This is a genomic window from Deinococcus maricopensis DSM 21211 (genome assembly GCF_000186385.1).
In the GTDB taxonomy this organism is placed as follows: Bacteria; Deinococcota; Deinococci; order Deinococcales; family Deinococcaceae; genus Deinococcus_B; species Deinococcus_B maricopensis.
In genome coordinates this window covers 703,529-729,610 of the sequence record NC_014958.1, presented here as the reverse complement: position 1 = coordinate 729,610, position 26,082 = coordinate 703,529, and the positions used below count along the sequence as shown (strand labels likewise).

Genomic DNA, 26,082 nt, shown 5'->3' with positions numbered 1-26,082 from the left:
GTCGATTATGTTCGTTCAGAGAAAAGGGAAGCTGCCCGCCACCCAGACCCCCGAGTCCGCCCTGACGGCCGCCGCGCCACTCAACCCGCCCGCACCTCTCCTGAGCGAACACCTGACCCGGCCTCAGGTGCTGCAGCGCGCCGTAGCGGCGCCCGCACTGGCCGCGCTGAGCCTTCAGCGGACCCTGGAGGCGGACACGCACGCGCAACGCGCCACGCTGCAGCGCCGCGCCAGCGACCTTCAGGCTGGCCTCCCGGACGGGGCGCCGCCAGCCGCCGCGCCGCTGGCGGCGCCCACCCCCGGCTCGGCGGGCGCATGGGTACAGACGCTGCAGGCGAGCGTGCAGCGTCTGCAGGACCCGAATGACCCTGCGCGGTCCCGGCCGCTCGGGCCAGCGGAAGCGCAGGCGCACGCAGCGCTGCAGCGGTCGGTGGCACAGGGCCTCGCCGGGGCGTACCGCGCGGACCGCCAGCCGCCCGCCCAGCGGCACGCCGCGTTCGGGGAGCACCTCGCGACGCTGCAGCGCCACCCACTGAGCGCCGCGACGGCGCAGGTGGTGCTGGGCCTCGTGCCCACCGGCGAGCGCGCGGCGCTGCAACGCGCGACGGACGCCGCCCGCGCCGCGCAGGCGCGCGCAGACGAGCAGCAGGCGCGCGCCACGGCACTCCACGCGGTGCAGCGGCAGCTCGACGCTCTGGACGCGCAGGCGTCGCAACCGCTGCTGGCACGCATCCAGGCGCGGCGGGGAGGCGGGGAGGCACTGCCGGCGAGTGTGCAGCGGCACCTGGAAGCGGGGCTGAACGCGGACCTGAGCCGCGTGCGGGTGCACACCGACGGGGAAGCGGACACGCTGAGCAAGTCGGTGAACGCGGTGGCGTTCACGAGCGGGCAGGACATCTACTTCCAGAACGGGCGGTACGACCCGCACAGCGCCTCAGGCCTGGAGCTGCTGGCGCACGAAGCGACGCACACCGTGCAGCAGGTGCAGGGCCGCGTCGCGCCCGGTCTCGACCCGGACGCGGCGCTTGAACAGGAAGCCCAGACCATGGGCCGCACCCTCAGCGCCGCCACCCCCACGGCCGCCGCGCCGCTGCGCGTGAACGCGAAAGCCGCCGCCCCCGCCGCCGCGGCCGTGCAGCGCGCCGCGGAAGCCGCGCAGCACCACACCACCGGGAACGCCACGCCCAAACCCCGCGGGCCGCGCGCGCAGGTCCACGCGCAAGCTGCGCGCAGCGGCCCGAAACGCCCGACCCTGCCCAGCCGCGCCGCGCACGTCCAGGCGATCCGCCAGCACGTCCCGCGCCCCACGCCCCTCCCGCACGCCGAGGTGACGCCCCCCGCGCGCCCCGCCGCCCCCGCACACCCGGCCGCGAAGGCAGCCCGACCCGCTCCCGGCCGCCCCGCCGCGGCCCTGAAGGCCGCGCCGGTCCACGCCTTCAAGACGCCCGCCACGCGCACGCGCCAGGCGGCCTTTGCGCCCGTAAAACTCGACGCGGCGCAACTGCGCGCGCACGGCGCCGACCCCGCCCACGCCCGCAAGGTCCTCGCCAGACAACGCGTCAACGCGAACGCGCAGGTGAGCGCGTTCCTGAAACGCATGGGGAAACACGGCGGGCAGCTGCACGCGTTCGGCGCGAAACTCAGCACGCGCGTGCAGGCCAGCGCTCGTCAGGCGAAAACCCGCGTGAACGCCGCCGCCACCCGCCACCGCGCCGCCCTGAACGCCAGCATCACCGCCCTGAAGGGCCGCGCGCAGGCCCGCTCCGGCGCCGCCCTCGCGCAGATCCGCGCCCGGGCCGCCGCCACGCTCGCGCAGCTGCCCGCCGCGACGCGCCTCGCCAAGACGAACATTACGGCCGCGCACACCCGCGCCCTCGCGCAGGTCACCGCCGACGCGCAGGCTGAAAAAGCGCACGTGACCGCGCTGTACAACACCACCGCCGGCGGGTACCGCCAGGCGGGGACGCAGGTGGGCGGCGAGGCAAGCGCCCGCGCGAACGCCAAAGCGCAGGAGTTCCTGAGCCACGTGACCGGCAAGGACGACAGCTTCCTGGACGGCCCCGTCACGGACGACCGCTGGAAGGCCCGTGCGGACGCCGCCCGCCAGGTCGGCGCGGCGTACCAGTCGGGCTTCGCGGAGGAAGGCGGCAAGCAGGCCACGCACCTGCTCGGCCCGGACGGCGGCCTCGGCAAGGACCTCGCCAGCATCGACGAGGCCGCGCGCGGCAGCCGCGAGCAGCTGCGCGTCAAGCGGGAAGCGGCGTTCCGGAAGCTCGACGCGGACGAGGCCCGCACGCGCCAGCAGACGCAGGCCGCGCAGGCGCAACTCAGCGCCGCCCTGCAGGCGCAGCTGCGCGCCACGCTCGCGCAACTCGAAGGGGCGCGCGGCAGCGGCCTGGCCGCCATTGCCCGCACCGCCGCGCAGCAGGCGGGCGCCCTCGACCAGCAGGCAAACGGCGCCGTGCAGGCGCTGCACCGCAACGTCACCCTGATCGCCGGACAGCTCGACCGGACGCTCGCGACGTTCGCCGGGCAGGTGCGCGGCGCGCAGGCACCCGACCCGAAAGCCCTGAAGCGCGCCCTCGGGCAGGCCGAGGCGCAGATCAGCCGCATGGTCACAGGCGCCCGCACGAAACTGAGCGGCGGCCTCACCGGCCTGACGGTGCGGCTCGCCGCGGGCGCTCGCAGCGCCGAAAGCGGCCTCGCGGGCATCGCCAGCGGCGCGCGTGCGGGCGCCACCGCCACCGCCGGGGGCTTCGACCGCAGCGCCAGCGCCCTCACCGCGCAGGCCCTGCGGACCTTCCAGAGCCTCGCGCAGGCGCACACGAAGAGCACCGCGCAGGACGCGAAGCACGCCACGCAGGACTTCCAGGGCGTCCAGAAGGACCTCCAGACCCTCTACAAGAATGCCCGCAGCGGCATGAGCGAAGGCCTGCAGAAGAGCGTCACGGGCCTCCTCGACGCGCTGCGCGCCAACCTCAGCGAACTCGACAAGGCCATCGCGGAAAACGCCGAGAAGGCCGCCGCGCAGGTGCAGCCCCGCTGGAAGGGCTGGCTGAAAATCGCCCTGATGATCGCTGTCGTGATCGTCGTGGCGGTGGTCGCCGGGCCGCTCGTGATCGGCGCGGTCGGCGCAATGGCCGGCGCGCTCGGCGCGAGCGCCGCTGCTGCCGGCGTGATCGGGGCGGTCGTGGGCGGCGCCGTCGTCGGTGCGGCGGCGGGCGCCGTCACGCAAATCGGCAACAACGCCATTGACAACATCGGCGTGGACGCCAAATTCCAGAAGAGCCTGTTCGACGGCGTCGGCAAGGCCGCCCTGATCGGCGCCATCGGCGGCGCGATCGGCGGCGCCGGTGGCGCGATCAGTCAGGGGCTCGGCAAGGCCGGCATGCTCGGCAGCGGCATGACCCAGAAAGCGGCGGGGTTCGCGGTGAACACCGCTTTCGACCTGGGCGGGAACGTCGCCGGGGACCTCGCCACCGGCGCGGGGCTCGGCGACGCGCTCAAGAACCTCACCAGCCCCGAATCGATCATGATGTACGCCATTGCTACCGGCACGGGCGCGGCCACGCACCGCCTCCCCGGCGGCATCGGGAAGATCCAGACGGGCGCGCACAACGTCGGCGAGCGGTTCGGCACGCACGTCGGAGAACGCGTCGCCAACCTCAGCGGGTACAAAGGCGCGCCGGTGCCCATACACGTCAACCCGCACGCGGCTCCGAATACGCTGGAGATCACCGGGTACGGGCAGAGCCGGACCCGTATGACCGTTTCCCCAGACGCGCATCCTCACGATATCGCTGTCCACGACGCGCACGCCCGTCAGGTGCGTGCGGACACCAGCGTCCCCGGGCGGCTCAAAGAACAGCTGAACAACCTGATGGGGCACAGCACCGACGCGCCCATCGGCAGCCGTCCGTGGGAGCTGAACGTCGAAGCCAGCAAACATGCCGAGATGGCCAAATGGCGAGAAGCTGAAGCCGCGAAGCTCCCCACCACTGATCCGCAGCGTCAGCGGTACCTGCAGGAGGCGCACGAGTTGCGTCTGCGCGAAGCCGAATTCCGGCAGCAGGCGAACGATCCCGCCGTCAAGGATCAGGCACCGCTGGGGCACATTGACCGCAGCGACTACCCGAACCTCACCCCCGAGGAATACAAGGCGTTCCGGCAGCGCATCGACAACGCCACCACCGAGGCCGAGCAGTGGCAGGCACGCTACGACCGGTATCAGACGGACCGCTCCCGCGGCGGAAACCCAGTGCAGACCTTCGAGGAATGGCTGCCGGGCGCCCAACGCGCACACCAGAACGGCGCGCGCGGAAGCGCCGTGGAAAATGCCGTACTCGACGAGGTGGGCGCGGTGAACAACAACTTCAACGCCCTGCCGGACGGCACCCCGCGGACGGTCGTGACGCATCCAGTGGAAATCGACGGGAACACCATCACCGTTCGCCCCGATGGCGTGACCGACCGGGTATGGATTGACGTGAAATCGCTGGAAGGCCAGAACGTCGTTCACGACTTCACGCAGCAATTGCGCGGCGAGCTGCATGGCGCGCTGCAGGAAAACAAGCAGTTGGCGGTGATTCTCTCCAGCAGTAACCCGGACGTGCGCCCGAGCAGGAACCTGGGGCGCGCGGAAAACGTCACCGTGTATCGCCGGGACGCCACCACAGGCGAATGGTTCCAGTGGTCGGCCCGCCGTGGCGCGGAACGTTGGGTTCCGGTCACGCTCGATGATGTGAAGAGCGGCTGTGGGACACTCCCCTCAGGAGATTAAATGCCTTTGACGTGCCAGTTAACCTTCTTTACGCCCCTGAATCTCTTGGATTCGCAAGTGCTCAACCGCCTGCTCGATATCCTGGAACAGCACCCACAACTCACGCCGACATCCTGGGACTACGACGACAACCCGGCGCGCAAACTGAAGTACCAGCGCGCTGATTTCCTGGATAAGGTCTACGCGCACCCTGATCAACGCGTGCTCCTCCCGGAACTCAGGCGAGACAAACCCATAGGGTACGAAGCGTACTTCACCAACAGCCCCCGTGGCGGCAACAAATTCAGTCTTTACGCCACCCCTCAAGATCAAGCGGCGCTCCACCTGCTGTATGAGGTTGCGGCCCTGATCACCCGCGAACTAAAACCCCACTGCAGTGGCATCCTGCACGACAACGGTGGGAATGACGCCGCCGCAGTGCTTGACATGAAGTACGGCGAGTTCAGGCAGTTCGGCCCAGATGGCCTCGCTTTATGGACATGGTTTGGTCCGGCACTCAGGCATCTTCTGGACCTACGCATCCTGGACGATGCCGGGGCGGAACTGATGGAGGAGGACTGGGGCGGCGTGCGCGTCATGCTGACACCTTCGCCCTGGAACCTGGACGCCAAGGAGGCACTGACCCGTCAGCAAGACGTGCTCAAAGCGCTCCAAGGGCTCAACATTTTTGGTGACTATTCAAGGTACCCCGTCCGGATGCACGCAGCCAGCGGTTGGGCTGAACTGCCGTAAACCAACCCCCGCGCTGTCAGGCGTCCGAGCCTTCCTGACGTGACGCCGTACACCCGTTCTGGAACCACCGCCGATCCGGAAGCCCTGCATCCCCACCAGTTCCGTCAGCAACTTGGCCTGTTCGTAGCGGTACAGTACCCCACCCAGGACTGGTCGAGCCGCTTCCGGGTCGCGTGCGCCCGCAGGACTTCGTCATGACCGCCTCGGGGTGGGCAGTGCGTGCGCGACTGGGTTCTCCAGGGTGAACATCGCGTGGCCAGCGCCAGTTGGGGGTGACACGACCTGAACCCTCAGCACGATTTGGGAAACGCGCAGTCAGCCGTCCACGCGTGCAGGACGGCCGTGGATCAAAGGGAAGGCTGTCAAGCAGTTCGCAGGAGCAGAGGCATGCGCAACAACACATTGGATTGCCGGGCCGTTCTGCGCAAAGACCACCCCCTCCAACCCGAAATTCTGAACCACATCCTTGACACGCTGGACGCTGACAAACGCTTCCGGTCAGAAGCGTTCGCATCCGAGGACTTCCCAAAGGCCAGGAAACCCTATGAGCGCGAGGGATTCCTGAAGGGGGTCGCCAGGGAGCAGGTCGGCTCGTTCATTCAGCTGTTCCGCGATCATGCCGTGCCGTACGACATCCTCATGGAGACCGTGAAGGGGTACGGCACCCGCTTTCTCATTCAGCTTCAGCAGACGCCTGCCGAAGCCCTGCAGCATGTGGATGAGCTGGCGCAGCACCTGGCTGGCCTGATCCGACCGGGTTACGACGGCGTTCTCCACGATTGGAACGAGGACAGCGATGAAGCTGAGGCGTTCAGCGATGCGGTGATCGCCAACCCCAACCTCTTCCGACACAACGGTCTGGACCGGCTCGGCGTTCGCTCGCGGCTGGGACCACACATCACCGTGCGCCTGCGGGCGCCTGGGACCGTTGACGTGCCGGACGCGGTGATCAAGGACGCCTGGGGTGGAGGGCAGATCGGCCTGCGGCCTGAGCCGTGGTCCACATCGTTCGCGGACCTCTACGCCGCTCAGGAACACGTGATGGGGATTCTGGATCAGAGCGGCGTTTTTGGGCAGTACGACCAGTTCCCCATGGTCAAGCGGGGGCGAAACTGGCGGCCTTACTTAGATGCGCATGATTCAACGCCATCAACCTGACGCGTTCGTGCTTGCCGAGCTGCCGGACGATATTGAACGCGACCAGACGATGATTGGGCGGCTCCTGGAGTCGCGAGTGCGCCAAGAGGACTTCGACCTCACGCTGCTCGGGAACCGCGCCCTGAACCTCGCGGCTCGTCTGGCCCTGGCCGGGCCTGCGTACGTGAATGCGTTCTACCTCGCAAGCTTCGCGCGGGACGCGAAAACGCTGGAGGTGACGCTGCCCGGCACGGAGGCGTTTGCGCGGCGGTCTACGGGGCCGCTCAGCACCACGCACGCGGGCCGCTGGCTGGACACGCTGTTCCTGAACCTCGCCGTGCGTGATGACGCGCACCTCGAAGGGATGCTGCTGCACACGGACACGCGGACGCTGCGGGCGTCCGGCACTGAGAGCGCTGCGTGGAAGTACACGTTGGTGAGCACCTTCCAGGCGTTCCTGAAGGGCGCGGACAGCGCGGGCGACGATCTGGAGGCGACCATGCGTCAGATGCCATCAGCGAACACCGACGCGGCGATGCAGGCGTACACCCTGAATGTCAGCATGCACATCACCGGCATGCTGGGCATGGTGATGCTGCACGACGAGGGCGGCTTCAACCGGGAGCTGGAAGCGGCGCTGGTGCGCCACCAGCAGTTTTATGGTCAGGACGCGCCGGTTGGGTCGGGGGCGTCCGTGCGCGGAATATTCCCGAGCACTGGCTGTGCCTGCCCACGATGGGGCTGGCGGCGCTCGCGCACCGCCGGGGCCTGCGCGTGAGCGTGAAGTCCGAGTACCTTCCGGAGCTCCTCGTCAAGCACGACCGTTCTGGAGGGGCGTGATGACGCGGCGCGCCGTGTTTCGTTGCGCGCCTGACACGGATCACCTGGATCGGGCCGGCGTGGATGCAGCCCGGCGGGGGTCGGGGCAGGGGGCGTGAACCCTCTGCGGTCTCTGGGTGGGCGCGTGAGTGCGGGCGTCTTGCCGACCTTCTGGGCCACCCACGCCGGGCAGAGCGTCACGGACTTCCCAGTGGTGAGTGGAGCGTACGTGGGCTTCTCGGCGGCGAACCAGCTGCGCACGGACGTGCCGGTCGCCTGAGGGTCAGGGCAGCGGGGCGACCGGGGTGGGTGGTTCGCGCAGCAGGCTGGCCGGGTCGCCGAGGAGGCGCAGGAGGCGTTGCCGGTCCGCGTCGTCCCAGACGAGCACGGGGCGTTCCTCGTGGTAGTAGATGTGTTCGAGGATGGCGGTGTTCGGCCAGTGGACGTGCGGGCTGCCCGCTTCGGGCAGCAGGGGGGCGTTCAGGAAGTCGCCGCCTTCGACGTGGCCGAGGATGCGCGGGGCGCCGAGGGTGCGGGTGGCTGGGTCGAGTTCCTGGTAGAGGGTGCCGGGGGGGTGGTCGAGCAGTTCGGTAACGGTGATGAACCGCATGCGGGACCTCCAAGGCGCGCGGCGGACCCATGGGTCCGCCGCGTGGGGGTGGTTCAGGCGTCGGTGCGGACTTCGTTTTTGAGGCGCATCAGGATGGCGCCCATGCCGCGCAGGCGCATGGGGGTGATGAGGTCGCCGAGGCCCATGTCGAGGTAGAAGGTGTCGGGGACGTTGAGGATCGTTTCGGGGCTTTCGCCGTTGAGCGCTTCGGCGAGGATGCCGGCGTAGCCGCGGACGGTGGGGGCTTCCTCGGGGACCTTGAAGTAGAGCTGCACGCCGTCGTCGTTTTTCTCGGTGACGAGGAAGAACGGGCTGGCGCATTCGGGGACGGGCTGCATGAATTCCGGGTGCTCGACGTATTTTTCGGGCAGCGCGGGGAGCTTCTTGCTGTATTCGAGGAGCGCCTGGAGGCGGAGGGGTTTGGGGGCGCTGCGGAACATGCCCACGATGCTGGCGAGTTTGGGGGGGAGGGCGCTGTCGGTCATGCGGTTACTGTACCGGGTGGGCCTTTGGTGGATGGTGCGTCCTGTCCAGTTGACGTATTTTGTCAACTGGTGTGCGGAGCGGTTACAATCCGCAGGGAGCGCTGGTACACACGCCACAGGAGGCAACACAATGGATTACGCGAAAGACGTGCTGGTTTCCACCGACTGGGTCGCCGAACACAAGAACGACGCGGGCGTCCGCCTGCTTGAGGTGAACGAGGACATCCTGCTGTTCGAGACCGGCCACATCGAGGGTGCGCAGAAGGTCGACTGGCAGCTGGACTTCTGGGATCCGGTCATGCGCGAGTTCATCCAGCCGGAGCAGCTGCAGGCGCTCCTCGGTCGCCTGGGCCTCAAGGAAGGCGACACCATCGTCCTGTACGGCGACAAGAGCAACTGGTGGGCGTCGTACGCGTACTGGTTCCTGTCGTACAACGGCGTGCCGAACCTCAAGATCATGAACGGCGGCCGTCAGAAGTGGGTCGCGGAGGGCCGCGAGCTCACCACCGACGCCACCACCGTTGAGCCCACCACGTACCCGGCGCTGCAGCGCGACGAGAACCTGCGCGCGTACCGCGACCAGGTGAAGGCGCACATCGAGACGGTCCGCGCGGGCCAGGGCGCGCTGGTGGACGTCCGCAGCCCGGACGAGTTCAGCGGCAAGGTCACGCACATGCCCAACTACCCGCAGGAAGGCGTGCTGCGCGGCGGCCACATCCCCGGCGCGCGCAGCATCCCCTGGGCGAAGGCCACGAACGAGGACGGCACCTTCAAGAGCGCCGAGGAACTCAAGGCACTGTACGAGGGTGAAGGCGTCACGCCCGACAAGGACGTCATCGCGTACTGCCGCATCGCGGAACGCAGCAGCCACTCGTGGTTCGTGCTGCGCGAACTGCTCGGCTACCCGCAGGTCCGCAACTACGACGGCAGCTGGACCGAATGGGGCAACGCGGTCGGCATGCCCATCGAGAAGACGTACACCGAAGCGTAAGCGCGCCGCGCGGGGAGGGGGCGGGCCCAAGTGGGCCCGCCCCCTCCTGTTGGTCAAGGGGGAGCGGACGTGCACTCATGCGCGCCTGACGCGCGCCCCGCATGCTGAGGGCATGGCGGACGATCAGCACGTACCCGTGACCCCCCACCTCGCGCCGGACGTCCCGGACGCGCACGAGAGTGACCGCATGCTGGTGGACCAGAGTGACGCGCCCGACCACCTCCCGGCTGAAACGCCGTTCCGGCCGCCGAGCGGCGCGGGGTTGCCCGCGCCGGCCCTGGCGGACCTGACGGACATGGAGGACCGCACGAACGAGGACTGATGCGCCGCGCCTACCGGCGCAGTGGCCCGTCCACGCGCGTGACGGGCCCGCCGAGCCCGTCGATGCGGGCGGGCAGCGCGCTCGTGGGCACGACGCGGCCGGTGTCGGCGTCGTACGCCGTGAGGGTCACCGTGGCGCGCCCGAGGTCCAGGTCCATGACGGTGACGACGCTGCGGGCCGTGCCGGGCGCGCCCACGTACGCGCGCCCGCCGATCCCGCCGGACGAGAGGACGTTCAGGGTGCCGAGGCGGCCGGGGTAGTACGCGGCGTGGTGCCCACTCAGGTACGCGAGGACGCCGCCCCGCTCCAAGACGCGCCGCAGCACGCGGGCGTCGTCTGGGCGGAGGACTTCGCCGCTGCGGTTCTTTTCGGCGCTGATGCCGGCGAGCGGCAGGTGGCCGATCACGAGGCGGATGCAGGCGGCGCGCGCGGCGGGCGTGGCGAGTTGCGCGGCGAGCCACGCGCGGTCCTGCGCGCTCACGGTGTTGCGGGGCGCGTCGAGCACCGCGACGAACAGCGTGCCCGCGCCCGTGCGGGCCGGGACCGTGAAGGCGTAGCGGAACGGGAAGTGCGCGCGGTCCGTGTAGTTCAGGGGCGGGGCGTGCGCCGCCCAGTACGTGCGGGCCTCGGCGCGATCGCGGGTGAGGCTCGCGTCGTGGTTCCCGAGCGTGAACGCGAACGGCAGACCGGCGGCGCGGAGCGGCGCGTGCACCTGCTGGTCGAACGCGGCCCACATGGCGCGCACCTGCGCGTCGCTGAGGGCGGCCTTCTGCCCGGCGATGAGGTCCCCGGCGGACAGCACGAGGTCCGGTTTCCATTCGTTCACGATGCGCGTGACGGTGCGCGCCACGGCGGGCGGGTAGGTGGTGCTGCCGTACGCGCCGTTGAAGTCGCTGAACAGCACCGCCCGGACGTGCCCGGCGTCCGGCGTAGCGGGCGCCTGCGCGAACGCGGCGCCGACGAGCAGGGCGGCAGGGAGCAGGCGGCGGACCATGCAGGCATTGTGGCGGGCGCGCATCAGCCGCAGATGAGCCGCCCTGCGCGCAGGGCGGCCCGTGCAGGGAACATCAGTCGCCGGGCGTGGCGGGGTCGCGCCGCAGCGTGAACGCGAGCGCGCACGCGACCGCCACGAGCGCCAGGCCGAACAGCAGCGCGCGGCCCAGGCCGTCCGCGAGGGCCTCTCCCCCGTTCGCCAGGGCGGCCTGGCCGATCAGGACGGCCATGACAGCCACGCCGATGGCGCCGCCCATGTTGCGCGCGAACAGCACGGCGCTGGTGACGGCGCCCAGTTCGGTCTTGGGCGTGGCCTGCTGCACGGCCAGCAGCAGGCTCAGCATCGAGAAGCCCATGCCGGTGCCCACGAAGAACCCGACTGCGCTCACGACCGGGAGTGGCGCGTGGATCAGCGCGGCGAACAGCGCGAACATCACGACGAGCACCACGAACCCGAGGATCGTGAGGCGGCGCAGGCTGACGCGCGCCATGATGCGCGCCCCCACGATGCTCGCGAGCGTCCAGCCGACCAGCATGGGCGTCAGGACGGCGCCCGCGGCGGTAGCGCTGCCACCGTGCGTGCCCTGCGCGTACAGCGGCAGGTACGCGATCACGCCGAAGTACGCCGCGCCGGCCAGCAGGTTGTTCAGCACGCCCACCAGGGGGAGGCGCTGCCGGAGGTTCCCCATGGGCAGCAGCGGTTCCGGGTGGCGCGCTTCCAGCACCAGCGCCGAGACGAACACGGCCACGCCGAGCGCCGCCTGCCACCACGCGCGCAGTTCCAGCCCCCACACCAGCAGGCCGCTGCCGAGCGTGAACAGCAGCGCGCCCACCCAGTCGATGCGGGCGGCGCGGCGCGTGACGTGCTCATGCAGGTGCCGCCACACCAGCAGCAGCGCCACCAGCCCGAACGGGACGTTCACGTAGAACACCCACCGCCACGAGAGGTGCTCGGTGATGAGACCGCCGGCGAGCGGGCCGAGCAGGCCGGAAACGCCCCACACGCCACTGATAAACGCCTGCACGCGCGGGCGTTCCCGCAGGTCGTACAGTTCGCCCACCAAGGTGAGCGTGAGCGGCAGGACGGCGCCCGCGCCGACGCCCTGCACGGCGCGGGCGAGGATCAGCAGGGTCATGCTGGTGGCGGCGCCGCACAGGGCGCTGCCGAGCAGGAACAGCACCACGCCGATCAGGTACAGGCGCTTGCGGCCCACCAGGTCGGACGCGCGGCCCCACAGGGGGTTCGTGACGGTGCTGGTCAGCAGGTACACCGCGAACGGCAGGGCGTACAGGTGCTGACCGCCGAGGTCGCGGATGACGGACGGGAGAGCGGTGGCGACGACCGTGGATTCCAGCGCAGCGAGGAACACGCCGAGGATCAGGCCGGTCGTGGCGAGGCGCCGCGCGGCAGGCAGGGGGGGTGGGGGCGTCATGGCGCGGCATCGTACCACTGCACCCCCGCGCGGTCAGGAGTTGCGTTACGGTTCAGCAGCGAGCGGCCCGGCGGGTGGCCGGGCCGCTCATGCGCGCGCGTGGGTTACTTGCAGCGGATGTCCTGCCCGAACCACTGCTTGCTGATCTTCGCGTACGTGCCGTCCTTCTGGACGGTGCCGAGCGCGGTGTTCACGGCCTTGAGGAGGCCGCTGTTGCCTTTCTTGACGGCCATGCCGAGCTTCTCCTGGAACATCAGGTCGCCCTGCTGCAGCTGCCCGGGGTTCGCCTTGATGGCTTCGAGCGCGTAGAACTTCTCGTTCACCATGGCGTTCACGCGGCCCATCATCAGGGCCTGCAGGGCCTTGCTGTTGTCCGGGTAGGTTTTCACGGCGCGGTTGCCGAGCTGCTTCTCGATGGCGGAAACGTACGTGGTGCCGATCTGGGTGCTGACGGTCTTGCCCTTGAGCTGCGCGACCGTTTTGGGCCCGCCGGTCTTGCTGACGATCAGGCCGCCGCTGCAGTAGTGGGGGTTGCTGAAGTCCACGGCCTTCTGCCGTTCGGGGGTGATGCCGTGGCTGCTGATCACGAGGTCGAAGCGGTCTTGGTTCAGGCCGATGAGTAGACCGTCGAACGGCTGGTTGATCCACTGGGCCTTCACGCCGAGTTTCTTGGCAATGGCGTTGCCGAGGTCGTACTCGAAGCCTTTCATGGTGCTGCCTTCGTAGTACGTGAACGGCTTGAATTCGGCGTTCGTGCCGATGCGGATGACGCCGGCCTTCTGGATGGCGGCGAGGTCGCGGGCCTGCGCGCCGGTGGCGGCGAGGGCCGTGAGGGCCGCGAAAAGCATGATTTGGCGCAAGAGGTGAACCTCCAGGGGGGTGAAGTCACGCGCAAGACCATGCGCGGGCGCGCATAGTCTTCCACATTGCACGTGGGTTTGATGTGGGCTGATATATACACTCGCGTGACAGGGCCGGGGACGCCGCGGCGCCGTCACGCGCGCCGCGACCGGAAACGGGGGCTGCGCGGCACAGCACCACCGCCCGCAAGGAGCGGCAGGGTCCGTTCCGAACCCGCCGTTGATGACCGCCACCGCGACCTCACCGGGGTTGAGCTGCGGCCCTCACTACACTGAGCTCATGTATGTCGACGCCACCGCCCGTGCCATTGATCCACACACGGCCCAGGACCTGCACGAGACCACCGGGATCATCCGGGCGCTGCGTCAGGCCCGGGCAGTGGACCTCGCACCTGACCCGGGTCACCTCGCGAGCACCTGGGGGTCGTCACGCTCCGGGTACGCCGATGACGCGCTGCAGACCCTCCTGACCCAGGCGCACCTGCCGGCCCTGGCGTTCCTCACCGGCGAACGCTGCATGTACCGCGCCGAGGACCGCGTGCACGGCGTGGCAAGCAACTTCACCGTCCTGCGTACGCCCGCCGGGCTGGCACGCGTCGACACGGGGTTCTCGGCGCTCTTTCAGTGGTGCGCGGCGCACCCGGACGCGGTCGCGGAGCTCTCCGAAGGCCTGTACGGCGCGGACGAGGTCCGCGCGATGCTGCGCGCGGCGAGCGTCTCCGCGCAGCCGTACATGGACCGGCACCTGCACGGCGATGAAGAAGGCGACAACGTGGCCTACCTGTTGGTGTACCTGCGCAGTGTCCACGCGGTCGTGCGCTTCGCCGCGGCGCACGGACTGGCGTTCCTGTACGTGCAGGACGCGTACATGGCCGCCACGGGCCTCGACGAGGCGCAGGAGAACGAGGAGCCCTGAGCGGACGCGGGACGCCGGGGTGGACCGCCGGTGCAACCTGGCGTTGACCCCGCACCGTTCAGGGCGGACGCTGCCGCGCGGGTGGCCTCTGGGTTTCCGCAAGGCGCGCGCCCCGCGCGCTCGGTAGGCTTGGGGCATGCTGGTTTCCGACCGAGTTCATGACCTGCTGGCGCGTGAGCGGACGCTCCTCTCGGACATCCGCGCGTTCCTGGAAGCGCAGGGCGCGCCGCCCGAAGCGGTCGCGCACGCCCGCACGGCCATCACCAGCCTCGACGAGGCGTTCCTGCTGGTGGTCGTCGGCGAATTCAACGCCGGGAAGAGCAGCTTCGTGAACGCCCTGCTGCGCGACGCCGTCCTGCCCGAAGGCGTCACGCCCACCACGGACCGCATCTACGTGCTCGTGCACGGCGAAACGCGCGGCGAGCTGCAGCCCACCCGCGACCCGTTCGTGGTGCGCCTGACCGCGCCCCTCCCGGACCTGGAGGGCGTGGCGCTGGTGGACACGCCCGGCACGAACGCGATCATCCGGCAGCACCAGACGCTCACGGAAGGGTTCCTGCCGCGCGCGGACCTCGTGCTGTTCCTGACGAGCGCGGACCGGCCGTTCACGGAATCCGAGCGACAATTCCTGACGCTCGCGCAGCGGTGGGGCCGCAGCGTCGTGATGGTCGTGAACAAGGCGGACCTGCTGGAAACGCCGGAGCAGCGTGAGCAGGTGCGGGCGTTCGTGGAGGCGGGCGCGCGGGGCGTGCTGGACCTCACGCCGCCCGTGTACCTCGTGAGTGCGCGCGGGGAGCAGCGCGGCGGCGACGCGGGCTTCGCGGCGCTGCGGGACGCGCTGCGCGCCCGACTGGGCGAGGTGGAACGCACCCGCCTGAAACTCCAGAGTCCGCTCGGCACCGCCGCGGAACTCCTCGCGGACGAGGCCCGCCGCGAAGCGGGCGCGCGCGACACGCTCAAGGCGGACTTCGAGACGCTGAAGCTGCTGGAAGTGCAGCGTGAACGGCACGGCGAGACGATGCGCGGCGAGCTGGACGGGCAGCTCAACCGCGTGAACCGCCTGCTGAGCGAATTCGAGGTGCGCGCCGACAAGTTCATCGATGAGCACCTGCGGCTGGGCCGCATCCGCGACCTGATGAACTCACGGCAGCTGGAGCAGCGCTTCCGAGAGCAGGGGGTCGCGGACCTGCCCGACGCGATCGAACGCCAGTTCGGGACGATGATCGACCGGTTCGTGGAATCGAACCTGCACTTCTGGGAGGACGTGCAGGCGTTCCTGATCCGCCGCCAGCCGAGCGGCGACGTGGCCCGCACGCGCTTCAGCTACGACCGTTCGGCGCTGCTGGAAGGCATCGCGGGAAGCGCGCAGCGGCACCTCGCGGAGGTGACGGAGCAGCAGCTCACGCGGCAGCTCGCGCAGGACGCCGAGGACGCCCTCAAGGGCGTGGTGGGGTTCGGTGCGGGCGGCCTCGCGATCGGCGCGGTCACGATGGCGGCCGTCACCGGCGCCGTCGCGGACTTCACGGGCATCCTGGCGGGCCTGACGATCGGCAGCCTGGGTCTGTTCATCCTGCCGAGCAAACGTCTCGCGGCGCTGCGGACGCTGCGCCTGCGCGTCGCGGAGATGCGCGAGAGCCTGGAAGGCATCGTGCGGCGCGAGTACGACCGCGAGCAGGACCGCGCGGACGCACGCCTGCGCGACGCGATGAGCCCGTACACGCGCTTCATCGAAACGGAGGACGCTCGCCTGAAAGCGGCCGCGGTGCAGGCGGACGCGCTGCAGGGCCAATTGGACGCCCTGCAGCGCGAGGTGCAGGCGCTCCGCTGAGCAGCAATGCAGGGGCCCGCGCCCCTGGCTCTGTGGTGACACACGAACGCAGGCGGGGGCATGGAGCCCCCGCCTGCTTCTCCGCGTTGCTTAGCGGGTGAGGTTGACGGTGATGGTGCCGCCGTTCTGCACGTTGTACGTGGTGTTGAACGCGCGGTACCCTTCCGCGAGGATCGTCACGTCGCGGGAGCCCTTGGCGAGGTTCACGCTGAGCGCGCCGCCGCGGATGGTGCCGACCTCGCGGCCGTCCACGAACACGCGCGCACCTTCAGCGTTGCTGCGGAACGTCACGCGGGCGGTGTTCGCCACGGGCGCGGGCGTGGTGGTCGTGGTGGTGCTCGTGAACTGCACGTTCACGTTCACGGTGCTGTCCGCGCGAACGGTCACGTTCGTGATGTACGGCGCGTAGCCAGGCGCGGCGACCTTCACGCGGTACGTGCCAGGCTGCAGGTTCAGGTAGGTGGTGTTCGCGGCGCCCACCTGACGGTTATTCAGGTACACGACGGCGTTGCTGACGTTCGTGCCGACGAAGATGCGGCCGGTGCGGCTCACGGCGCGGTCCGCGACGCTGAAGAACGCCGTGTCGGTCACCCAGCTGTTCTGCGGAACGGGGTTCACGACGATGCTCAGCGCCTGCGCGAGGTTCTGCTGGCCGCTGACCTTCGCGGTGGCGAGGCTCGCGTCACCCTGGAAGCTGGTGATCTGGTCGAGGTTCAGTTCGGTCTTGCTGGCGACCGCGAGAACCTTGTTCTGGCCGGCGGGGCCGTCAATGTCGAACGTGAAGTTGTCGCCGGGCGCCGGGAAGGTCTTGGTGGTGTTCGCCTTCACGAAGTTCTCGCCGCTGCTGAAGCGGTTCGGCAGGATCTGCGTGATCTCACCGCGGGCGTCCACGTTGAACAGGTACACGTACGCGTCCTGGTTGACGGTCGTGCTGACAGTGATCTTCTCACCGATGCGGTACGTGGGGTTGGCGTTGCCAGCGGGGTCCTTGTTCACCCACACGCGCACGGCGAGGTCGCTCTGCACGGGGTTGACGATGATGCTCTGGGCACTGATCTGAGGGGCAGCCAGGGCGCCGCTGGTCAGCAGCGCGGCGGGCAGCAGAATGAACTTCTTCATGTCGTACCTCCGAAGACCACCCTAGCGACCGGTGCATGACGCGCCATGAGCCTCCCAGGAGAAAACCTTTATATGCGTTCAGGCGCGCGTCAGGCGACCTTCAGGGTCACGTCAGCCTCATGGGACGCCGCGCCTAACCGCCGGCCGCGTGCGTGCAGGTGGGTTTAGGCGCGCCGCGCTGCGCCCTCACGCGGCAGGCCATACTGAGGAGCATGAAACGGCAGGTCGCGCTGATCGCGCACGACAAGAAGAAACTGGAACTGGCGCTGTTCGCGCTCGGGCACAAGGACACCCTGTCGCGCTACCACCTCGTCGCCACCGGCACGACCGGCGGCATCCTGCAGAGCAAAACGGGCCTGACGGTGGAGCGCGTCCTGAGCGGCCCGATGGGCGGCGACCAGCAGATCGGCGCGCGCATCGCCGAGGATCAGGTCCTCGCGGTGTTCTTCTTCCGCGACCCACTCACCGCGCAGCCGCACGAACCTGACGTCACGGCGCTCCTGCGCCTGTGCGACGTGCATGACATCCCCCTCGCCACCAACCCCGCCAGCGCCGAAGCGCTCGTGCTGTGGCTCGCGCAACGCGCCGAGGTGAACGCATGAGCGACGACAGCCCGACGAACGCCGAGCAGCCCAGCCTCGACCGGCCCGCCCCGCCCGAAGGGAGCCTCTGGAACGAGCCGGCGTACGTCCTGCTCGCACGCACCGCCAGTTCCTCCCCCACCCCCGGCGGCGGCAGCATGTCCGCCATGGCCGGCGCGTACGGCCTCGCGCTCGTCGTCATGGGCCTGGAAATCAGCGCCGCGCGCGAGGACGCCCACCCGGACCTCCCCGCCGTGCTCGCGGACGCCCGCACGCACCTGCTCAACGTCCTGCGCCACCCAGACGCCGACGTTCGCGCGTTTGAGGGGTACATCCACGCCCTGCACCTCCCCCGCGGCACCGCCGAGGAGAAGGCCGCGCGCACCGCCGCGCGCGCGGACGCCGCCCGTTACGCCATCCGCGCGCCCCTGTCGTCCGCGCGGGACCTGAATGCCGCGCTGGACCTCGCGGTGCACGCCGCGCCCCTCGCGCACCGGCACGTCGTCTCGGACGTCGGCGCGGGCGCGCACCTGATCCACGGCGCCATTCACGCGACGCTCCTGAACGTTGACATCAACGTCGGAAGCCTGCCCGAAGAGGAACGCGCGTCCGCCCGAGAGGAGCGCGACGAGGTGGCGCGCGAAGCGGACCGTCTGCACGCGCACGTCACGGCCCTGGTCCGCGAACGGCTTCGCTGAAGGTTTTCTAAACCTGCTGGTCAGACAAGGACGCAAAGGTGCTTGCACTCGTGCTGGGTGTGCGGAATGATGACGCCGTCTAAACCTCATTCATGCCGCACGCTCACACGTGCGGCGGTTGTCAGCTTTATGTGCTGAGGCCGCTCCCAGCTGAATGGGTGGGCACGAAGGGAGAAGTATGAAGACCCGGATTGCTACGGCCATGCTCGGTTTGACGCTCGCGCTCGCCGCGTGCGCGCCGCAACCTGCCCCCACACCGCCCCCCCCGGCCTCTACCGAAACGAAGTACCAGGGCCTGCAGGCTCTGAAGCCCGGCGTCGAGCAGGACATCACCGCCACCTTGAAAGTCAATGTCGTGATGGTCGGTTACCACCCGACCAGTGCCGGTCAGGTGGCCGGGCCGCGCGACGTGAACGTCAGCGACTTCACCGGCATCCTGCCGGAAACGTCCCGTTCGATTGCGCGCATCCCGAGTGCGTACGGCAAGGATGAGTACACCGGAAACTCGTTCAAGTACCAGTACAACTACGTCTATGCCAGCAAGGCGTTCGAGGACGAGTTCTTCGGGCACCTGAACAGCATCAAGCAGACGACGTACGTGGACGCGGACGGTGAGACGCGCAACATCGCGCCTACCGTCTATCAGCAGGCGTACAACTGCCAGGATGCCAACGCGGACTGCGACGCGCCCGCGGGCAACATCACGCTGCCCGTGACCAGCAACGTGTGGATCGACGGGCCGTCCACCGAGAAGTGGCTGGCCGACAACGCCGGGAAGATCGGCGTGAACACCAAGGAATACACGGTGTTCCTGGTGAACTGGTACGGCCGCCCCGACTTCCAGTTCCACACATACACCCGCACGGGAACGCAGGAGACGGACACGGGGTTCAACTTCGGTCGGGATCGCAGCTCCCGCAAACTCATCGCGTGGGGCGGTACGGCCAGCAGCGACCAGAGCAACGCCAAACGCGTGTGGTTCTACGACCTGTCCGCCGGGCCGGAATCATGGACCAGCAACTGGGATATCAGCCACCCTGACGTGGACGACGACGGGGTCGCGGACTACCGCATGCCGCCCGTGTGGGAGTACGGTACGCGCAACCGCACGTACCGCACCTTCGGCAAGGTCGGCCCGGACCTGGCGCGCGTCGTGCGATACGTCGCCGTGAACCTGCTGTTCACGCCCTCGCCCATCTACCGCGCGGCGCTGACGCCCCCGCAACAGCCCGAGAACATTGACGTGAACGTGGCGCTGGAGCAGGCTGCTGGCGCCGCTGACCCCCAAAACATCCTGAAGCTGGACCTGCTGCGGGACCGTGTGTCCGTGCTGCAGCCCTTCGCGAAGTTCACCAGCACGACCCGGCAGAGCCCGCTGGCGGGCGACATCGCCAGCGCGTACCAGTGCTTCTTCCGCCTGGGCGACGTGTGCAGCCCGGACCGCGCCGACCCTGACGGCGACAAGCTGTTCAACCTCGCCACGAACGAACTCAAGGCGCTGTACGCCCAGAACCCCAACCGCTACATCGTGCCGGTGTACGCGTTCAATGATGCCCAGAACAGCCAGGGTGGCCTGCTGGGCGTCGCGACGGACGATGGCGTGACGGGCACGCAGGCGTTTGTGAACAGCTTCCTGACGCCCGACCTGCACGATGCCGGTTACGGCCTGACGGACACCATCGTGCACGAAGCCGGGCACCACTTCAGCCTGTCGCACCCGCACGACGGGTACGACAGCGAACAGAACCTCGAGTACGGCCCCGGTGGGGAGTTCATGTTCGTCAACAGCGGCGATGAGAGCGACAGCGTCATGTCGTACATCGACCTGGGGCGCACGTTTGGGCAGTTCAACCTCGACAGCCAGTACCGCTACCTCACCAGCGCGTACCTCAACAACGCGAGCGCAATTCTCGGCGCGCTGCAGGACAACGGCAAGGCCAAAGTCACCGACGCGGACGCCAAGAGCGCGGACGCCCTGTTCAGGCAGGCGGACGCTGCATACCAGGGCATGCGTTACCTGGAAGCCGCGCAACTTGCGCACGACGGGTACCGTAAGGTCGTGGCGGCCGCGCAGGGCGCGGGCGTGAACGTGCCGGCCTACCAGTGGTTCAACCGCCTGAGCACGCAGGCGATCGGTGAGCAGGCCGCGCCGCGCCGCGCCACCAACTTCCTGCCGACGCAGGGGACCGCCATCCGTCCGGAGGAGACGAAGTTCCAGCGTCAACTCCGCCTGTCCAAATAAGCTGACGGGCGAGGGCCGACCACCGGAGCGGTGGTCGGCCCTCGCCCGTCAGCGCGTCATCATGCAGGCGCTGTACGGTGAGTCGTGGAGGGCTGCCTATGAGCCATGTCATCTGGAGTTTGCTGTTGGCGACGCTCACGTTGGCGGCAGCCACCCCGAACCGCGCCATTCCGGTGACCGATACCCCCTGGCCGCGCGGCGTCGCGGCGCCACGGCCGGCGCCGCTTGCGCCCATGGTGGACGCGCTGCTGACCGTGCATCTGCTGGACAGGGCGGCGTTCGCGCTAACTGCTGAGCAGGTCCTCACCGTACGGGGGGTCCTGAGCAGCCTGTCGCGGCCGAACCTCACGGCGGCGCAGGCGGGCCAACTGACGCGCCGGCTGCTTGGCGCGTTGACGCCCGAGCAGTTGGCGACGTTACAGGCGGACCGCGCGGCCCTCTATCAGCGCACGCAGGCCTTCATGGCGCGCGCACGAGTCGCGGAGGACGGCCCGCAGGACCTAACGGTCGTCCGGTATGGCCTGATGGTTCCGGGCGGGCGGGCGGCCGCGCAGGTGGCCCTGCAGGGCCGCACGCCGTTCGGGCTGCCCGAGCCGGCGGCGCTGCTGAAGCGTCTACAGCAGCGCCTGACGCAGCCCTGAGGGGTTCAGCGGGGGCGTTTGATGGTTTCGATGCGGGCGTCGTTCAGGAGCGTCTGCACGTAGAGTTCCCACAGGGCGTGGGCCGCTTCGGGGCTCTCGGGAAGGCGCGCGAAGCGGAAGTACGCGGCGTTCGCGCCGTCGAGCACGAAGGTGGGCGTGCCGAACACGCCGAGCGCGGCGGCGGCGCGCAGGTCCTCGGTGAGGGCGGCGCGCAGGCCCGCGTCGTCCTGCAGGTCCTGCGCGAAGCGGGCGGCGTCCAGGCCGGCGCGTTCGGCGGCGGCGTGGAGGGTGGTGGGGTCGTGGAGGGCGCGGCCGTCCTGGTGGCGCAGGCGGAACAGCTCGACGGTGAACGTGAAGCGTTCCTGTTCGCCTTGCCGGGCGGCAGCGTGCGCGGCGAGGAACGCGGCGAGGCTGCCGCGCTGCATGTCACTGCCGCTGTCGGCGGTCTGGTCGGTGAGCCACCAGGTGGGTTGCTTGCGGTCGGGGTTTTCGGGGTGGTTGCCCTGCACGAGGGAGTAGTGGCGGAGCTGGACGTTCAGGCCGCGCGTTTCGCGGAGGATCAGGGCGAGTTCCACGCCGCGCCACGCGAAGGGGCAGAGGAAGTCGATGTAGACCTGCAGGGGTTGCGTCTGGGTCATGCGCTCACCGTACCGCGGGCGTGGTGGGGGGGCGTGGTGGGCGCGCGCACCTTTGGGTGGGGGTGCGGGCGAGGTGGTGCATACTGCGGGCATGAACGTGGACGCGCTGCCGCTGCCGGATTTGCAGGTGGGGCTGCGGGTGCTGGACCTGGTGGGGATTTTCGCGTTCAGCCTGTCGGGGGCGCTGTTGGGGGTGCGCAAGCGCTTCGATCTGTTCGGCGTGGTGGTGCTGGGCTGCGTGTCGGCGGTGGGGGGCGGGTCGATTCGGGATACGCTCACGGGGAACGTCCCGCCGATCTACCTGCGGGATGAGACGTACCTGTGGGTGGCGATTGCGGGCGCGGTGCTGGGGTTTCTGGTGGGGCCGCGCCTGGAGCGGTTCGATCGGACGCTGAGCGTGTTCGACACGATGGGGCTGGCGTTGTTCGCGGTGTCGGGCGCGCTGGGCGGTATCGGGTTGGGGTACGGGCCGCTGGGGGTGGTGTTCGTCGGGGCGATCAGTGGCGTGGGTGGGGGGATCATCCGGGACCTGCTGGCGCACGAGGTGCCGCAGGTGCTGTACCGGCGTGATCAGCTGTACGCGACGGCGGCGGGGGCGGGGGCACTGGTGGTGTACGCGCTGCATGGGAAGCTGCCGAACCTCGCGGTGCAGCTGATCGGCGCGGCGCTGGTGGTGGCGTTGCGGTGGTTGTCGCGGCGGGGCGTGGTGAAGCTGCCGGTGCGGCGCCTGCCGAGCGATTCGTGAGGTGCGGCGGGGTGGGCGCTCGTCTGTGCAGCGCGACGCGGTGGGGTGCGCGACCGGTAGACTGGGGGGTATGAGCCTGCTCGGTCAAAGCGCCCCGGATTTCACGCTGCCGTCCACCCTCGGCGAACCCATCACGCTGTCCAGTTACCGCGGGCAGAAGCACGTGGTGCTGGTGTTCTACCCGCTGGATTTCAGCCCGGTGTGCAGCATGCAGCTGCCGGAGTACAGCGGCCGTCAGGATGATTTCGCGGATGCGGACACGGTGGTGCTGGGCGTGAACCGGGACAGCGTGTATACGCATCAGGCGTGGGCGGCGGAGTACGGCATTGACGTGCCGCTGCTGGCGGACTTGAACCTGGCGGTGGCGCGCGCGTATGGCGTGGCGCTGGATGAGCGGGGCATCAGTGGCCGCGCGGTGTTCCTGATCGATAAGGGCGGCGTGGTGCAGTTCGAGCATGTGGAGGAGAAGACGGGGGATTACACGGTGCGTCCGGCGGACGTGCTGGACCGCGTGGCGACGCTGCGCTGAGCGGCGGTGGGCGGGGGCGCCTGGACCCAGCTGGGGTTCAGGCGCCCCTGAGCCGCGCGGCGAGGGCGTCGTGTGGGGCGCCGGCGCGCACGAGGACAGGCACGCCGGCGCCCTCTTGCATGATGAGCAGCGGGCCGGTGAGGCCCGTGACGCCCAGCATGATGCGCGCGACGAGGTCGGCGCTGCCGCCGTCGAAGTCGAAGGGGTGCGGTTCGTTCCAGTCGCCGGTGAAGTCCGGGACGCGCAGTTCCGCCCAGCCACCTTGAATGATCGTGAAGCCCTGTTCGGCGCCCGCGAGGTCCGCGTCGTCGCCGTGCTCGTCGAGCCACGCGCGGGCCTCGTTGGCGCTGATGTGCTGCACGCCGGCGGTTTCGGTGACGCTGAAGGTGAGCAGGTCGAGGGTTTCGGTGGTGTCGGTCTGGTGTCCGGCGAGGTGCTGCAGGACGCGGAGCAGTTCGCTCGGGGTGGGCCAGCGGGCGCGGAGGCCGCCGACGTCCACGCCGTGCTCGCCGAGCCAGTCGCCCTGCGCGCCGAGGTCCTGGGGGACACTGACGGCGTACCCGCTCATGCGTTCGTCCCGCCGCGCCGTGAAAGGTGTGGAGGCGTCATGGGTGTAGCGTGCCACATGGCGGGTGAGCGCGCGTGACACGCCGCTGAGGGTGGCGTTCACGCGCGTCACGGTGACGCGGGCCGCACGCGGGCGGGCGCGCAGCCGCTACAGTCGGGGCATGTGGACCCGGATTCCTTCCAGTGCGCTGCGTCTGACGGGCGCGGACCGCGTGGATTTCGTGCAGGGGCAGATGACGAACCACCTGAAGGCCGCGCCGACGCCCGGCATGGTGCCGTGCGCGTTCCTGAACGTGCGCGGGCAGGTGGAGTTCTTCGCGCGCGCGTACAAGCGCGCGGACGACGTGTACCTGCATCTCGCGGAGGGCGACGCGCCGGCGCTGGCGGCGCGTCTGCGGCGGTACATCATCTTCGATCAGGTGGACGTGCAGGACGTGACCGAGCAGCTTGGGACGGCCCACGTGTGGCCGGGCGCGGCGCTGCCCGGCTGGGACGCGGCAGGCGCGGACGTGCAGAGCTTCGAGCTGGGCGGTGGGACGGTGCTGGCGGCGCGCGTGAACCGCGTGGGCGCTGTGGGCGTGGACGTGCATTACCTGCGGGCGCATGAGGCGGCGGTGCTCGCCGCGCTCGGCGAGGAGGTGCCGGGCGCGGCGCTGGAGCGGGCGCGCCTGGAGGCGGGCGTACCGGACGTCCCGGCGGACGAGTGGCGCGGGGTGCTGCCGCAGGAGGTGGGGCTGGACTTCGCCATCAGTTACCGCAAGGGCTGTTACGTGGGGCAGGAAATCATGGCGCGCCTGGAGGCGCGCGGGAACACCCGGTACCGCCTGGCGCGCCTGACCGGCGAGGGCCTGCCGGCGCACGCGGACGTGACGGACGCCGCCGGGAAGGTCGTGGGGCGCACGGGAGCCAGCACGGGCGCGGTGACGCTCGCGCGCCTGCGTAAGGAGTTCGCGGACGGCGCGGACGTGCAGGTGGGCGGCGTGTCGGCGCGCGTGGAGGACCTGACGCCCGCGCAGCCCGGATGAGGGCGTTCGTGGGGCTGGGCCGGTACCCGGAGCGCCCGCGGGCGCTCCGGGCGCTCCGGGCGGCGTTCGGGTGGAGTTTCGCGGTGCCGGCAGTGCCGGCGCTGCTGGTATCGGTGTTCGTGCGGCCGGCGTTGACGTTCAGCGGTTTGGAGCTGGGGCTGCTGCTCGCGCTGGCGGTGGGGTGCGCGGCGGCGTGTTTCTGGCTGGCGGCGCGCGCGTACCGCGCGGAGCCCGGGCTGGGGTCGGCGGTCGCGGCGAGCATTCAGGTGGCGTTCGCGCCGCTGGTGCCGTTCCTGCTGGGGTGCGCGGCGCTGCGGGTGCCGTGGGCGCTCGCGGCGTTGTGGGGGCTGGCGGCGGTGGTGTTCGCGGTGGCGTTCGCGCGGCTGCCGGCGTGGGCGGGGCCGTATCCGCGTCCGCCGGGCGCCTGAGCGCCGGCAAGCTTCAGGGCCGGGCGGCGCTCAGGCGCCGGAGCAGCGTCCCGTAGCGCGCGGCGTAGTCGTGCTCGCCGTGCCGGTGCGCCCAGGTGATCGTCGCAGCGGCGTTAAACGCGGTCATGGCGTCCAGGAAGGCCGTTTCGGGCGCCGGGAGGTCCCGGCCGTACACGCTCAGGAAGGCGGCGCGGAGGTCCGGGCGGGTGGGCACACCTCCGCGTGCGGGCGTTCCAGATCGAGGACCGGCGGGTGTGGGCGGGCGCCGCCGTAATCGATGATGGTGGTGCGGACGGTGCCGTCCGGGCGGACGTCCACGACCCAGTTTCGGGCGGTGTAGTCGCGGTGGGCGGGCGCGACCGGCCACGGTCCGCTGCGGAGGGCGCCGTCCACCTGCGTGTCCACCCATGCGAGCGTGGGCGCGCCGAGCGTGCCGTGGGTGAGGGCGCGGTCCCGGACCGTCGGCCATTGACCTTGCAGGTACGCGCGGTACTCGAAGTGCTCGGCGGGGGCGAGCGGCTGGGCGTGGAGGCACGCGAGGTGCGCGCCCGCCTGAGCGTGCAGGGTGCGTTCCTGCGCGGCTGTCAGGGGGGCGTGCAGGGCGAGGGTGCCGGGCGCGGCGGTGAGCAGCAGCGCCTGCGCGTCGTCGTCGTGCGCGACGAGTTGCGTGCTGCGCGCGCCGAGCGCGGGCGCCCAGTGCTGCAGCGCGTGCCGTTCGCGGGCGTAGTGGGCGGCCTTGCGGTGCGTTTTCAGGAACAGCGGCCCGTCGGGGGTGTGCAGCTGCCACGCGCGGCTCAGTCCGTGCGGCCAGGCGTGTTCGCAATGCGGGTGCGCGCCGGGGGCGGCGCGGTTCAGGAAGACCTGCAGGGCGTCGGGCAGCATCCGCTCAGGCTAGGGGGCGTGGGCGTTCGGCACGTGCGCGCATTGGCGGAGCGTGCAGGCCCCCGGGCGCGCAGGGCACCC

Annotated in this window: 27 protein-coding genes; 17 read left to right on the top strand and 10 right to left on the bottom strand. The window is 70.0% G+C overall.

Features of this window, described 5'->3' with window-relative positions:
* The first annotated feature begins 7 nt into the window (after window positions 1-7).
* The 5 genes from DEIMA_RS18455 to DEIMA_RS18155 all read left to right on the top strand — a co-directional run bounded on the left by DEIMA_RS18455 (window position 8) and on the right by DEIMA_RS18155 (window position 7,748).
* Window positions 8-4,780: an eCIS core domain-containing protein gene (locus tag DEIMA_RS18455; protein ID WP_013555801.1), complete on the top strand. Its 4,773-nt coding sequence runs from the start codon at window positions 8-10 to the stop codon at window positions 4,778-4,780.
* A gap of 57 nt (window positions 4,781-4,837) precedes the next feature.
* The gene (locus DEIMA_RS03250) at window positions 4,838-5,512 is read left to right on the top strand and encodes a hypothetical protein (RefSeq protein ID WP_148234889.1); all 675 of its coding nucleotides are present in this window, start codon (window positions 4,838-4,840) and stop codon (window positions 5,510-5,512) included.
* A gap of 387 nt (window positions 5,513-5,899) precedes the next feature.
* Entirely contained in the window at window positions 5,900-6,670 is a 771-nt protein-coding gene (locus DEIMA_RS03245) for a hypothetical protein (protein WP_013555799.1), read from the top strand.
* Complete coding sequence (locus DEIMA_RS03240; protein ID WP_169311916.1) at window positions 6,648-7,427, top strand: Imm49 family immunity protein; 780 nt, start codon at window positions 6,648-6,650, stop codon at window positions 7,425-7,427. The genes DEIMA_RS03245 and DEIMA_RS03240 overlap by 23 nt, the downstream gene beginning before the upstream one ends.
* Window positions 7,428-7,583: 156 nt before the next feature.
* On the top strand, window positions 7,584-7,748 hold the full coding sequence (locus DEIMA_RS18155; protein ID WP_013555797.1) for a hypothetical protein: 165 nt from the start codon (window positions 7,584-7,586) through the stop codon (window positions 7,746-7,748).
* Between the two features lie 3 nt (window positions 7,749-7,751).
* Here the strand turns inward: DEIMA_RS18155 and DEIMA_RS03235 are convergent, their stop codons facing one another.
* Together DEIMA_RS03235 and DEIMA_RS03230 are read right to left on the bottom strand one after the other, a co-directional pair.
* Entirely contained in the window at window positions 7,752-8,078 is a 327-nt protein-coding gene (locus DEIMA_RS03235) for a hypothetical protein (RefSeq protein ID WP_013555796.1), read from the bottom strand.
* Between the two features lie 53 nt (window positions 8,079-8,131).
* Window positions 8,132-8,563: a SufE family protein gene (locus DEIMA_RS03230; protein WP_013555795.1), complete on the bottom strand. Its 432-nt coding sequence runs from the start codon at window positions 8,561-8,563 to the stop codon at window positions 8,132-8,134.
* A gap of 130 nt (window positions 8,564-8,693) precedes the next feature.
* Between DEIMA_RS03230 and DEIMA_RS03225 the strand changes: the two genes are divergently transcribed.
* Both DEIMA_RS03225 and DEIMA_RS03220 read left to right on the top strand, forming a co-directional pair.
* Window positions 8,694-9,554: a sulfurtransferase gene (locus tag DEIMA_RS03225; protein ID WP_013555794.1), complete on the top strand. Its 861-nt coding sequence runs from the start codon at window positions 8,694-8,696 to the stop codon at window positions 9,552-9,554.
* Window positions 9,555-9,666: 112 nt separating this feature from the next.
* Complete coding sequence (locus DEIMA_RS03220) at window positions 9,667-9,876, top strand: hypothetical protein (RefSeq protein WP_013555793.1); 210 nt, start codon at window positions 9,667-9,669, stop codon at window positions 9,874-9,876.
* A 10-nt stretch (window positions 9,877-9,886) separates the two neighbouring features.
* On the opposite strand, the gene DEIMA_RS03215 is transcribed toward DEIMA_RS03220, so the two are convergent.
* The 3 genes from DEIMA_RS03215 to DEIMA_RS03205 all read right to left on the bottom strand — a co-directional run bounded on the left by DEIMA_RS03215 (window position 9,887) and on the right by DEIMA_RS03205 (window position 13,150).
* A complete protein-coding gene (locus DEIMA_RS03215; RefSeq protein ID WP_013555792.1) occupies window positions 9,887-10,870 on the bottom strand; it encodes a metallophosphoesterase family protein in 984 nt (327 codons plus the stop codon).
* Between the two features lie 73 nt (window positions 10,871-10,943).
* Window positions 10,944-12,302 (bottom strand): MDR family MFS transporter, encoded by a 1,359-nt coding sequence (locus tag DEIMA_RS03210; protein ID WP_013555791.1) that lies wholly within the window; start codon window positions 12,300-12,302, stop codon window positions 10,944-10,946.
* A gap of 104 nt (window positions 12,303-12,406) precedes the next feature.
* Entirely contained in the window at window positions 12,407-13,150 is a 744-nt protein-coding gene (locus DEIMA_RS03205; RefSeq protein WP_013555790.1) for an ABC transporter substrate-binding protein, read from the bottom strand.
* A gap of 292 nt (window positions 13,151-13,442) precedes the next feature.
* Between DEIMA_RS03205 and DEIMA_RS03200 the strand changes: the two genes are divergently transcribed.
* Window positions 13,443-14,078 (top strand): hypothetical protein, encoded by a 636-nt coding sequence (locus DEIMA_RS03200; protein WP_013555789.1) that lies wholly within the window; start codon window positions 13,443-13,445, stop codon window positions 14,076-14,078.
* A gap of 136 nt (window positions 14,079-14,214) precedes the next feature.
* Complete coding sequence (locus DEIMA_RS03195; RefSeq protein WP_013555788.1) at window positions 14,215-15,906, top strand: dynamin family protein; 1,692 nt, start codon at window positions 14,215-14,217, stop codon at window positions 15,904-15,906.
* Between the two features lie 90 nt (window positions 15,907-15,996).
* Here the strand turns inward: DEIMA_RS03195 and DEIMA_RS03190 are convergent, their stop codons facing one another.
* Entirely contained in the window at window positions 15,997-17,025 is a 1,029-nt protein-coding gene (locus DEIMA_RS03190) for a DUF4384 domain-containing protein (RefSeq protein ID WP_013555787.1), read from the bottom strand.
* 212 nt (window positions 17,026-17,237) lie between these two features.
* Between DEIMA_RS03190 and mgsA the strand changes: the two genes are divergently transcribed.
* From mgsA to DEIMA_RS03170, 4 genes are all read left to right on the top strand, one after another.
* Window positions 17,238-17,627, top strand: coding sequence for a methylglyoxal synthase (gene mgsA / locus DEIMA_RS03185; protein WP_013555786.1), 390 nt, complete (start codon window positions 17,238-17,240; stop codon window positions 17,625-17,627).
* Entirely contained in the window at window positions 17,624-18,304 is a 681-nt protein-coding gene (locus DEIMA_RS03180; RefSeq protein WP_013555785.1) for a cyclodeaminase/cyclohydrolase family protein, read from the top strand. Before mgsA ends, DEIMA_RS03180 begins: the two co-directional genes overlap by 4 nt.
* 178 nt (window positions 18,305-18,482) lie before the next feature.
* Window positions 18,483-20,546 (top strand): zinc metalloprotease, encoded by a 2,064-nt coding sequence (locus DEIMA_RS03175; RefSeq protein ID WP_013555784.1) that lies wholly within the window; start codon window positions 18,483-18,485, stop codon window positions 20,544-20,546.
* A 98-nt stretch (window positions 20,547-20,644) separates the two neighbouring features.
* A complete protein-coding gene (locus DEIMA_RS03170; protein ID WP_013555783.1) occupies window positions 20,645-21,187 on the top strand; it encodes a hypothetical protein in 543 nt (180 codons plus the stop codon).
* A 5-nt stretch (window positions 21,188-21,192) separates the two neighbouring features.
* Here the strand turns inward: DEIMA_RS03170 and DEIMA_RS03165 are convergent, their stop codons facing one another.
* Window positions 21,193-21,825: a DsbA family oxidoreductase gene (locus DEIMA_RS03165; RefSeq protein WP_013555782.1), complete on the bottom strand. Its 633-nt coding sequence runs from the start codon at window positions 21,823-21,825 to the stop codon at window positions 21,193-21,195.
* Window positions 21,826-21,916: 91 nt separating this feature from the next.
* Between DEIMA_RS03165 and DEIMA_RS03160 the strand changes: the two genes are divergently transcribed.
* Both DEIMA_RS03160 and DEIMA_RS03155 read left to right on the top strand, forming a co-directional pair.
* Window positions 21,917-22,570 carry a trimeric intracellular cation channel family protein gene (locus DEIMA_RS03160; protein WP_013555781.1) on the top strand — a complete coding sequence of 218 codons (654 nt, stop codon included), beginning with the start codon at window positions 21,917-21,919 and terminating at the stop codon, window positions 22,568-22,570.
* Between the two features lie 70 nt (window positions 22,571-22,640).
* A complete protein-coding gene (locus tag DEIMA_RS03155) occupies window positions 22,641-23,099 on the top strand; it encodes a redoxin domain-containing protein (RefSeq protein WP_013555780.1) in 459 nt (152 codons plus the stop codon).
* 37 nt (window positions 23,100-23,136) lie between these two features.
* On the opposite strand, the gene DEIMA_RS03150 is transcribed toward DEIMA_RS03155, so the two are convergent.
* Complete coding sequence (locus DEIMA_RS03150) at window positions 23,137-23,769, bottom strand: hypothetical protein (protein WP_043816419.1); 633 nt, start codon at window positions 23,767-23,769, stop codon at window positions 23,137-23,139.
* A gap of 58 nt (window positions 23,770-23,827) precedes the next feature.
* Here DEIMA_RS03150 and ygfZ point away from each other — a divergent pair, with 58 nt between their 5' ends.
* Both ygfZ and DEIMA_RS03140 read left to right on the top strand, forming a co-directional pair.
* Window positions 23,828-24,691 carry a CAF17-like 4Fe-4S cluster assembly/insertion protein YgfZ gene (ygfZ, locus tag DEIMA_RS03145; protein WP_013555778.1) on the top strand — a complete coding sequence of 288 codons (864 nt, stop codon included), beginning with the start codon at window positions 23,828-23,830 and terminating at the stop codon, window positions 24,689-24,691.
* A complete protein-coding gene (locus DEIMA_RS03140; RefSeq protein ID WP_013555777.1) occupies window positions 24,688-25,119 on the top strand; it encodes a hypothetical protein in 432 nt (143 codons plus the stop codon). The genes ygfZ and DEIMA_RS03140 overlap by 4 nt, the downstream gene beginning before the upstream one ends.
* 13 nt (window positions 25,120-25,132) lie before the next feature.
* On the opposite strand, the gene DEIMA_RS03135 is transcribed toward DEIMA_RS03140, so the two are convergent.
* Window positions 25,133-25,333 carry a hypothetical protein gene (locus DEIMA_RS03135; RefSeq protein ID WP_043816417.1) on the bottom strand — a complete coding sequence of 67 codons (201 nt, stop codon included), beginning with the start codon at window positions 25,331-25,333 and terminating at the stop codon, window positions 25,133-25,135.
* Window positions 25,297-26,001 carry a phosphotransferase gene (locus DEIMA_RS03130; protein ID WP_043816414.1) on the bottom strand — a complete coding sequence of 235 codons (705 nt, stop codon included), beginning with the start codon at window positions 25,999-26,001 and terminating at the stop codon, window positions 25,297-25,299. Before DEIMA_RS03130 ends, DEIMA_RS03135 begins: the two co-directional genes overlap by 37 nt.
* Window positions 26,002-26,082 lie beyond the last annotated feature (81 nt).

Coding starts and splice junctions, on each gene's coding strand:
- DEIMA_RS18455 (WP_013555801.1), top strand. CDS start 8: ATGTTCGTTCAGAGAAAAGGGAAGCTGCCCGCCACCCAGACCCCCGAG.
- DEIMA_RS03245 (WP_013555799.1), top strand. CDS start 5,900: ATGCGCAACAACACATTGGATTGCCGGGCCGTTCTGCGCAAAGACCAC.
- DEIMA_RS03240 (WP_169311916.1), top strand. CDS start 6,648: ATGATTCAACGCCATCAACCTGACGCGTTCGTGCTTGCCGAGCTGCCG.
- DEIMA_RS03235 (WP_013555796.1), bottom strand. CDS start 8,078: ATGCGGTTCATCACCGTTACCGAACTGCTCGACCACCCCCCCGGCACC.
- DEIMA_RS03230 (WP_013555795.1), bottom strand. CDS start 8,563: ATGACCGACAGCGCCCTCCCCCCCAAACTCGCCAGCATCGTGGGCATG.
- DEIMA_RS03225 (WP_013555794.1), top strand. CDS start 8,694: ATGGATTACGCGAAAGACGTGCTGGTTTCCACCGACTGGGTCGCCGAA.
- DEIMA_RS03220 (WP_013555793.1), top strand. CDS start 9,667: ATGGCGGACGATCAGCACGTACCCGTGACCCCCCACCTCGCGCCGGAC.
- DEIMA_RS03215 (WP_013555792.1), bottom strand. CDS start 10,870: ATGGTCCGCCGCCTGCTCCCTGCCGCCCTGCTCGTCGGCGCCGCGTTC.
- DEIMA_RS03210 (WP_013555791.1), bottom strand. CDS start 12,302: ATGACGCCCCCACCCCCCCTGCCTGCCGCGCGGCGCCTCGCCACGACC.
- DEIMA_RS03205 (WP_013555790.1), bottom strand. CDS start 13,150: ATGCTTTTCGCGGCCCTCACGGCCCTCGCCGCCACCGGCGCGCAGGCC.
- DEIMA_RS03200 (WP_013555789.1), top strand. CDS start 13,443: ATGTATGTCGACGCCACCGCCCGTGCCATTGATCCACACACGGCCCAG.
- DEIMA_RS03195 (WP_013555788.1), top strand. CDS start 14,215: ATGCTGGTTTCCGACCGAGTTCATGACCTGCTGGCGCGTGAGCGGACG.
- DEIMA_RS03190 (WP_013555787.1), bottom strand. CDS start 17,025: ATGAAGAAGTTCATTCTGCTGCCCGCCGCGCTGCTGACCAGCGGCGCC.
- mgsA (WP_013555786.1), top strand. CDS start 17,238: ATGAAACGGCAGGTCGCGCTGATCGCGCACGACAAGAAGAAACTGGAA.
- DEIMA_RS03180 (WP_013555785.1), top strand. CDS start 17,624: ATGAGCGACGACAGCCCGACGAACGCCGAGCAGCCCAGCCTCGACCGG.
- DEIMA_RS03175 (WP_013555784.1), top strand. CDS start 18,483: ATGAAGACCCGGATTGCTACGGCCATGCTCGGTTTGACGCTCGCGCTC.
- DEIMA_RS03170 (WP_013555783.1), top strand. CDS start 20,645: ATGAGCCATGTCATCTGGAGTTTGCTGTTGGCGACGCTCACGTTGGCG.
- DEIMA_RS03165 (WP_013555782.1), bottom strand. CDS start 21,825: ATGACCCAGACGCAACCCCTGCAGGTCTACATCGACTTCCTCTGCCCC.
- DEIMA_RS03160 (WP_013555781.1), top strand. CDS start 21,917: ATGAACGTGGACGCGCTGCCGCTGCCGGATTTGCAGGTGGGGCTGCGG.
- DEIMA_RS03155 (WP_013555780.1), top strand. CDS start 22,641: ATGAGCCTGCTCGGTCAAAGCGCCCCGGATTTCACGCTGCCGTCCACC.
- ygfZ (WP_013555778.1), top strand. CDS start 23,828: ATGTGGACCCGGATTCCTTCCAGTGCGCTGCGTCTGACGGGCGCGGAC.
- DEIMA_RS03140 (WP_013555777.1), top strand. CDS start 24,688: ATGAGGGCGTTCGTGGGGCTGGGCCGGTACCCGGAGCGCCCGCGGGCG.
- DEIMA_RS03130 (WP_043816414.1), bottom strand. CDS start 26,001: ATGCTGCCCGACGCCCTGCAGGTCTTCCTGAACCGCGCCGCCCCCGGC.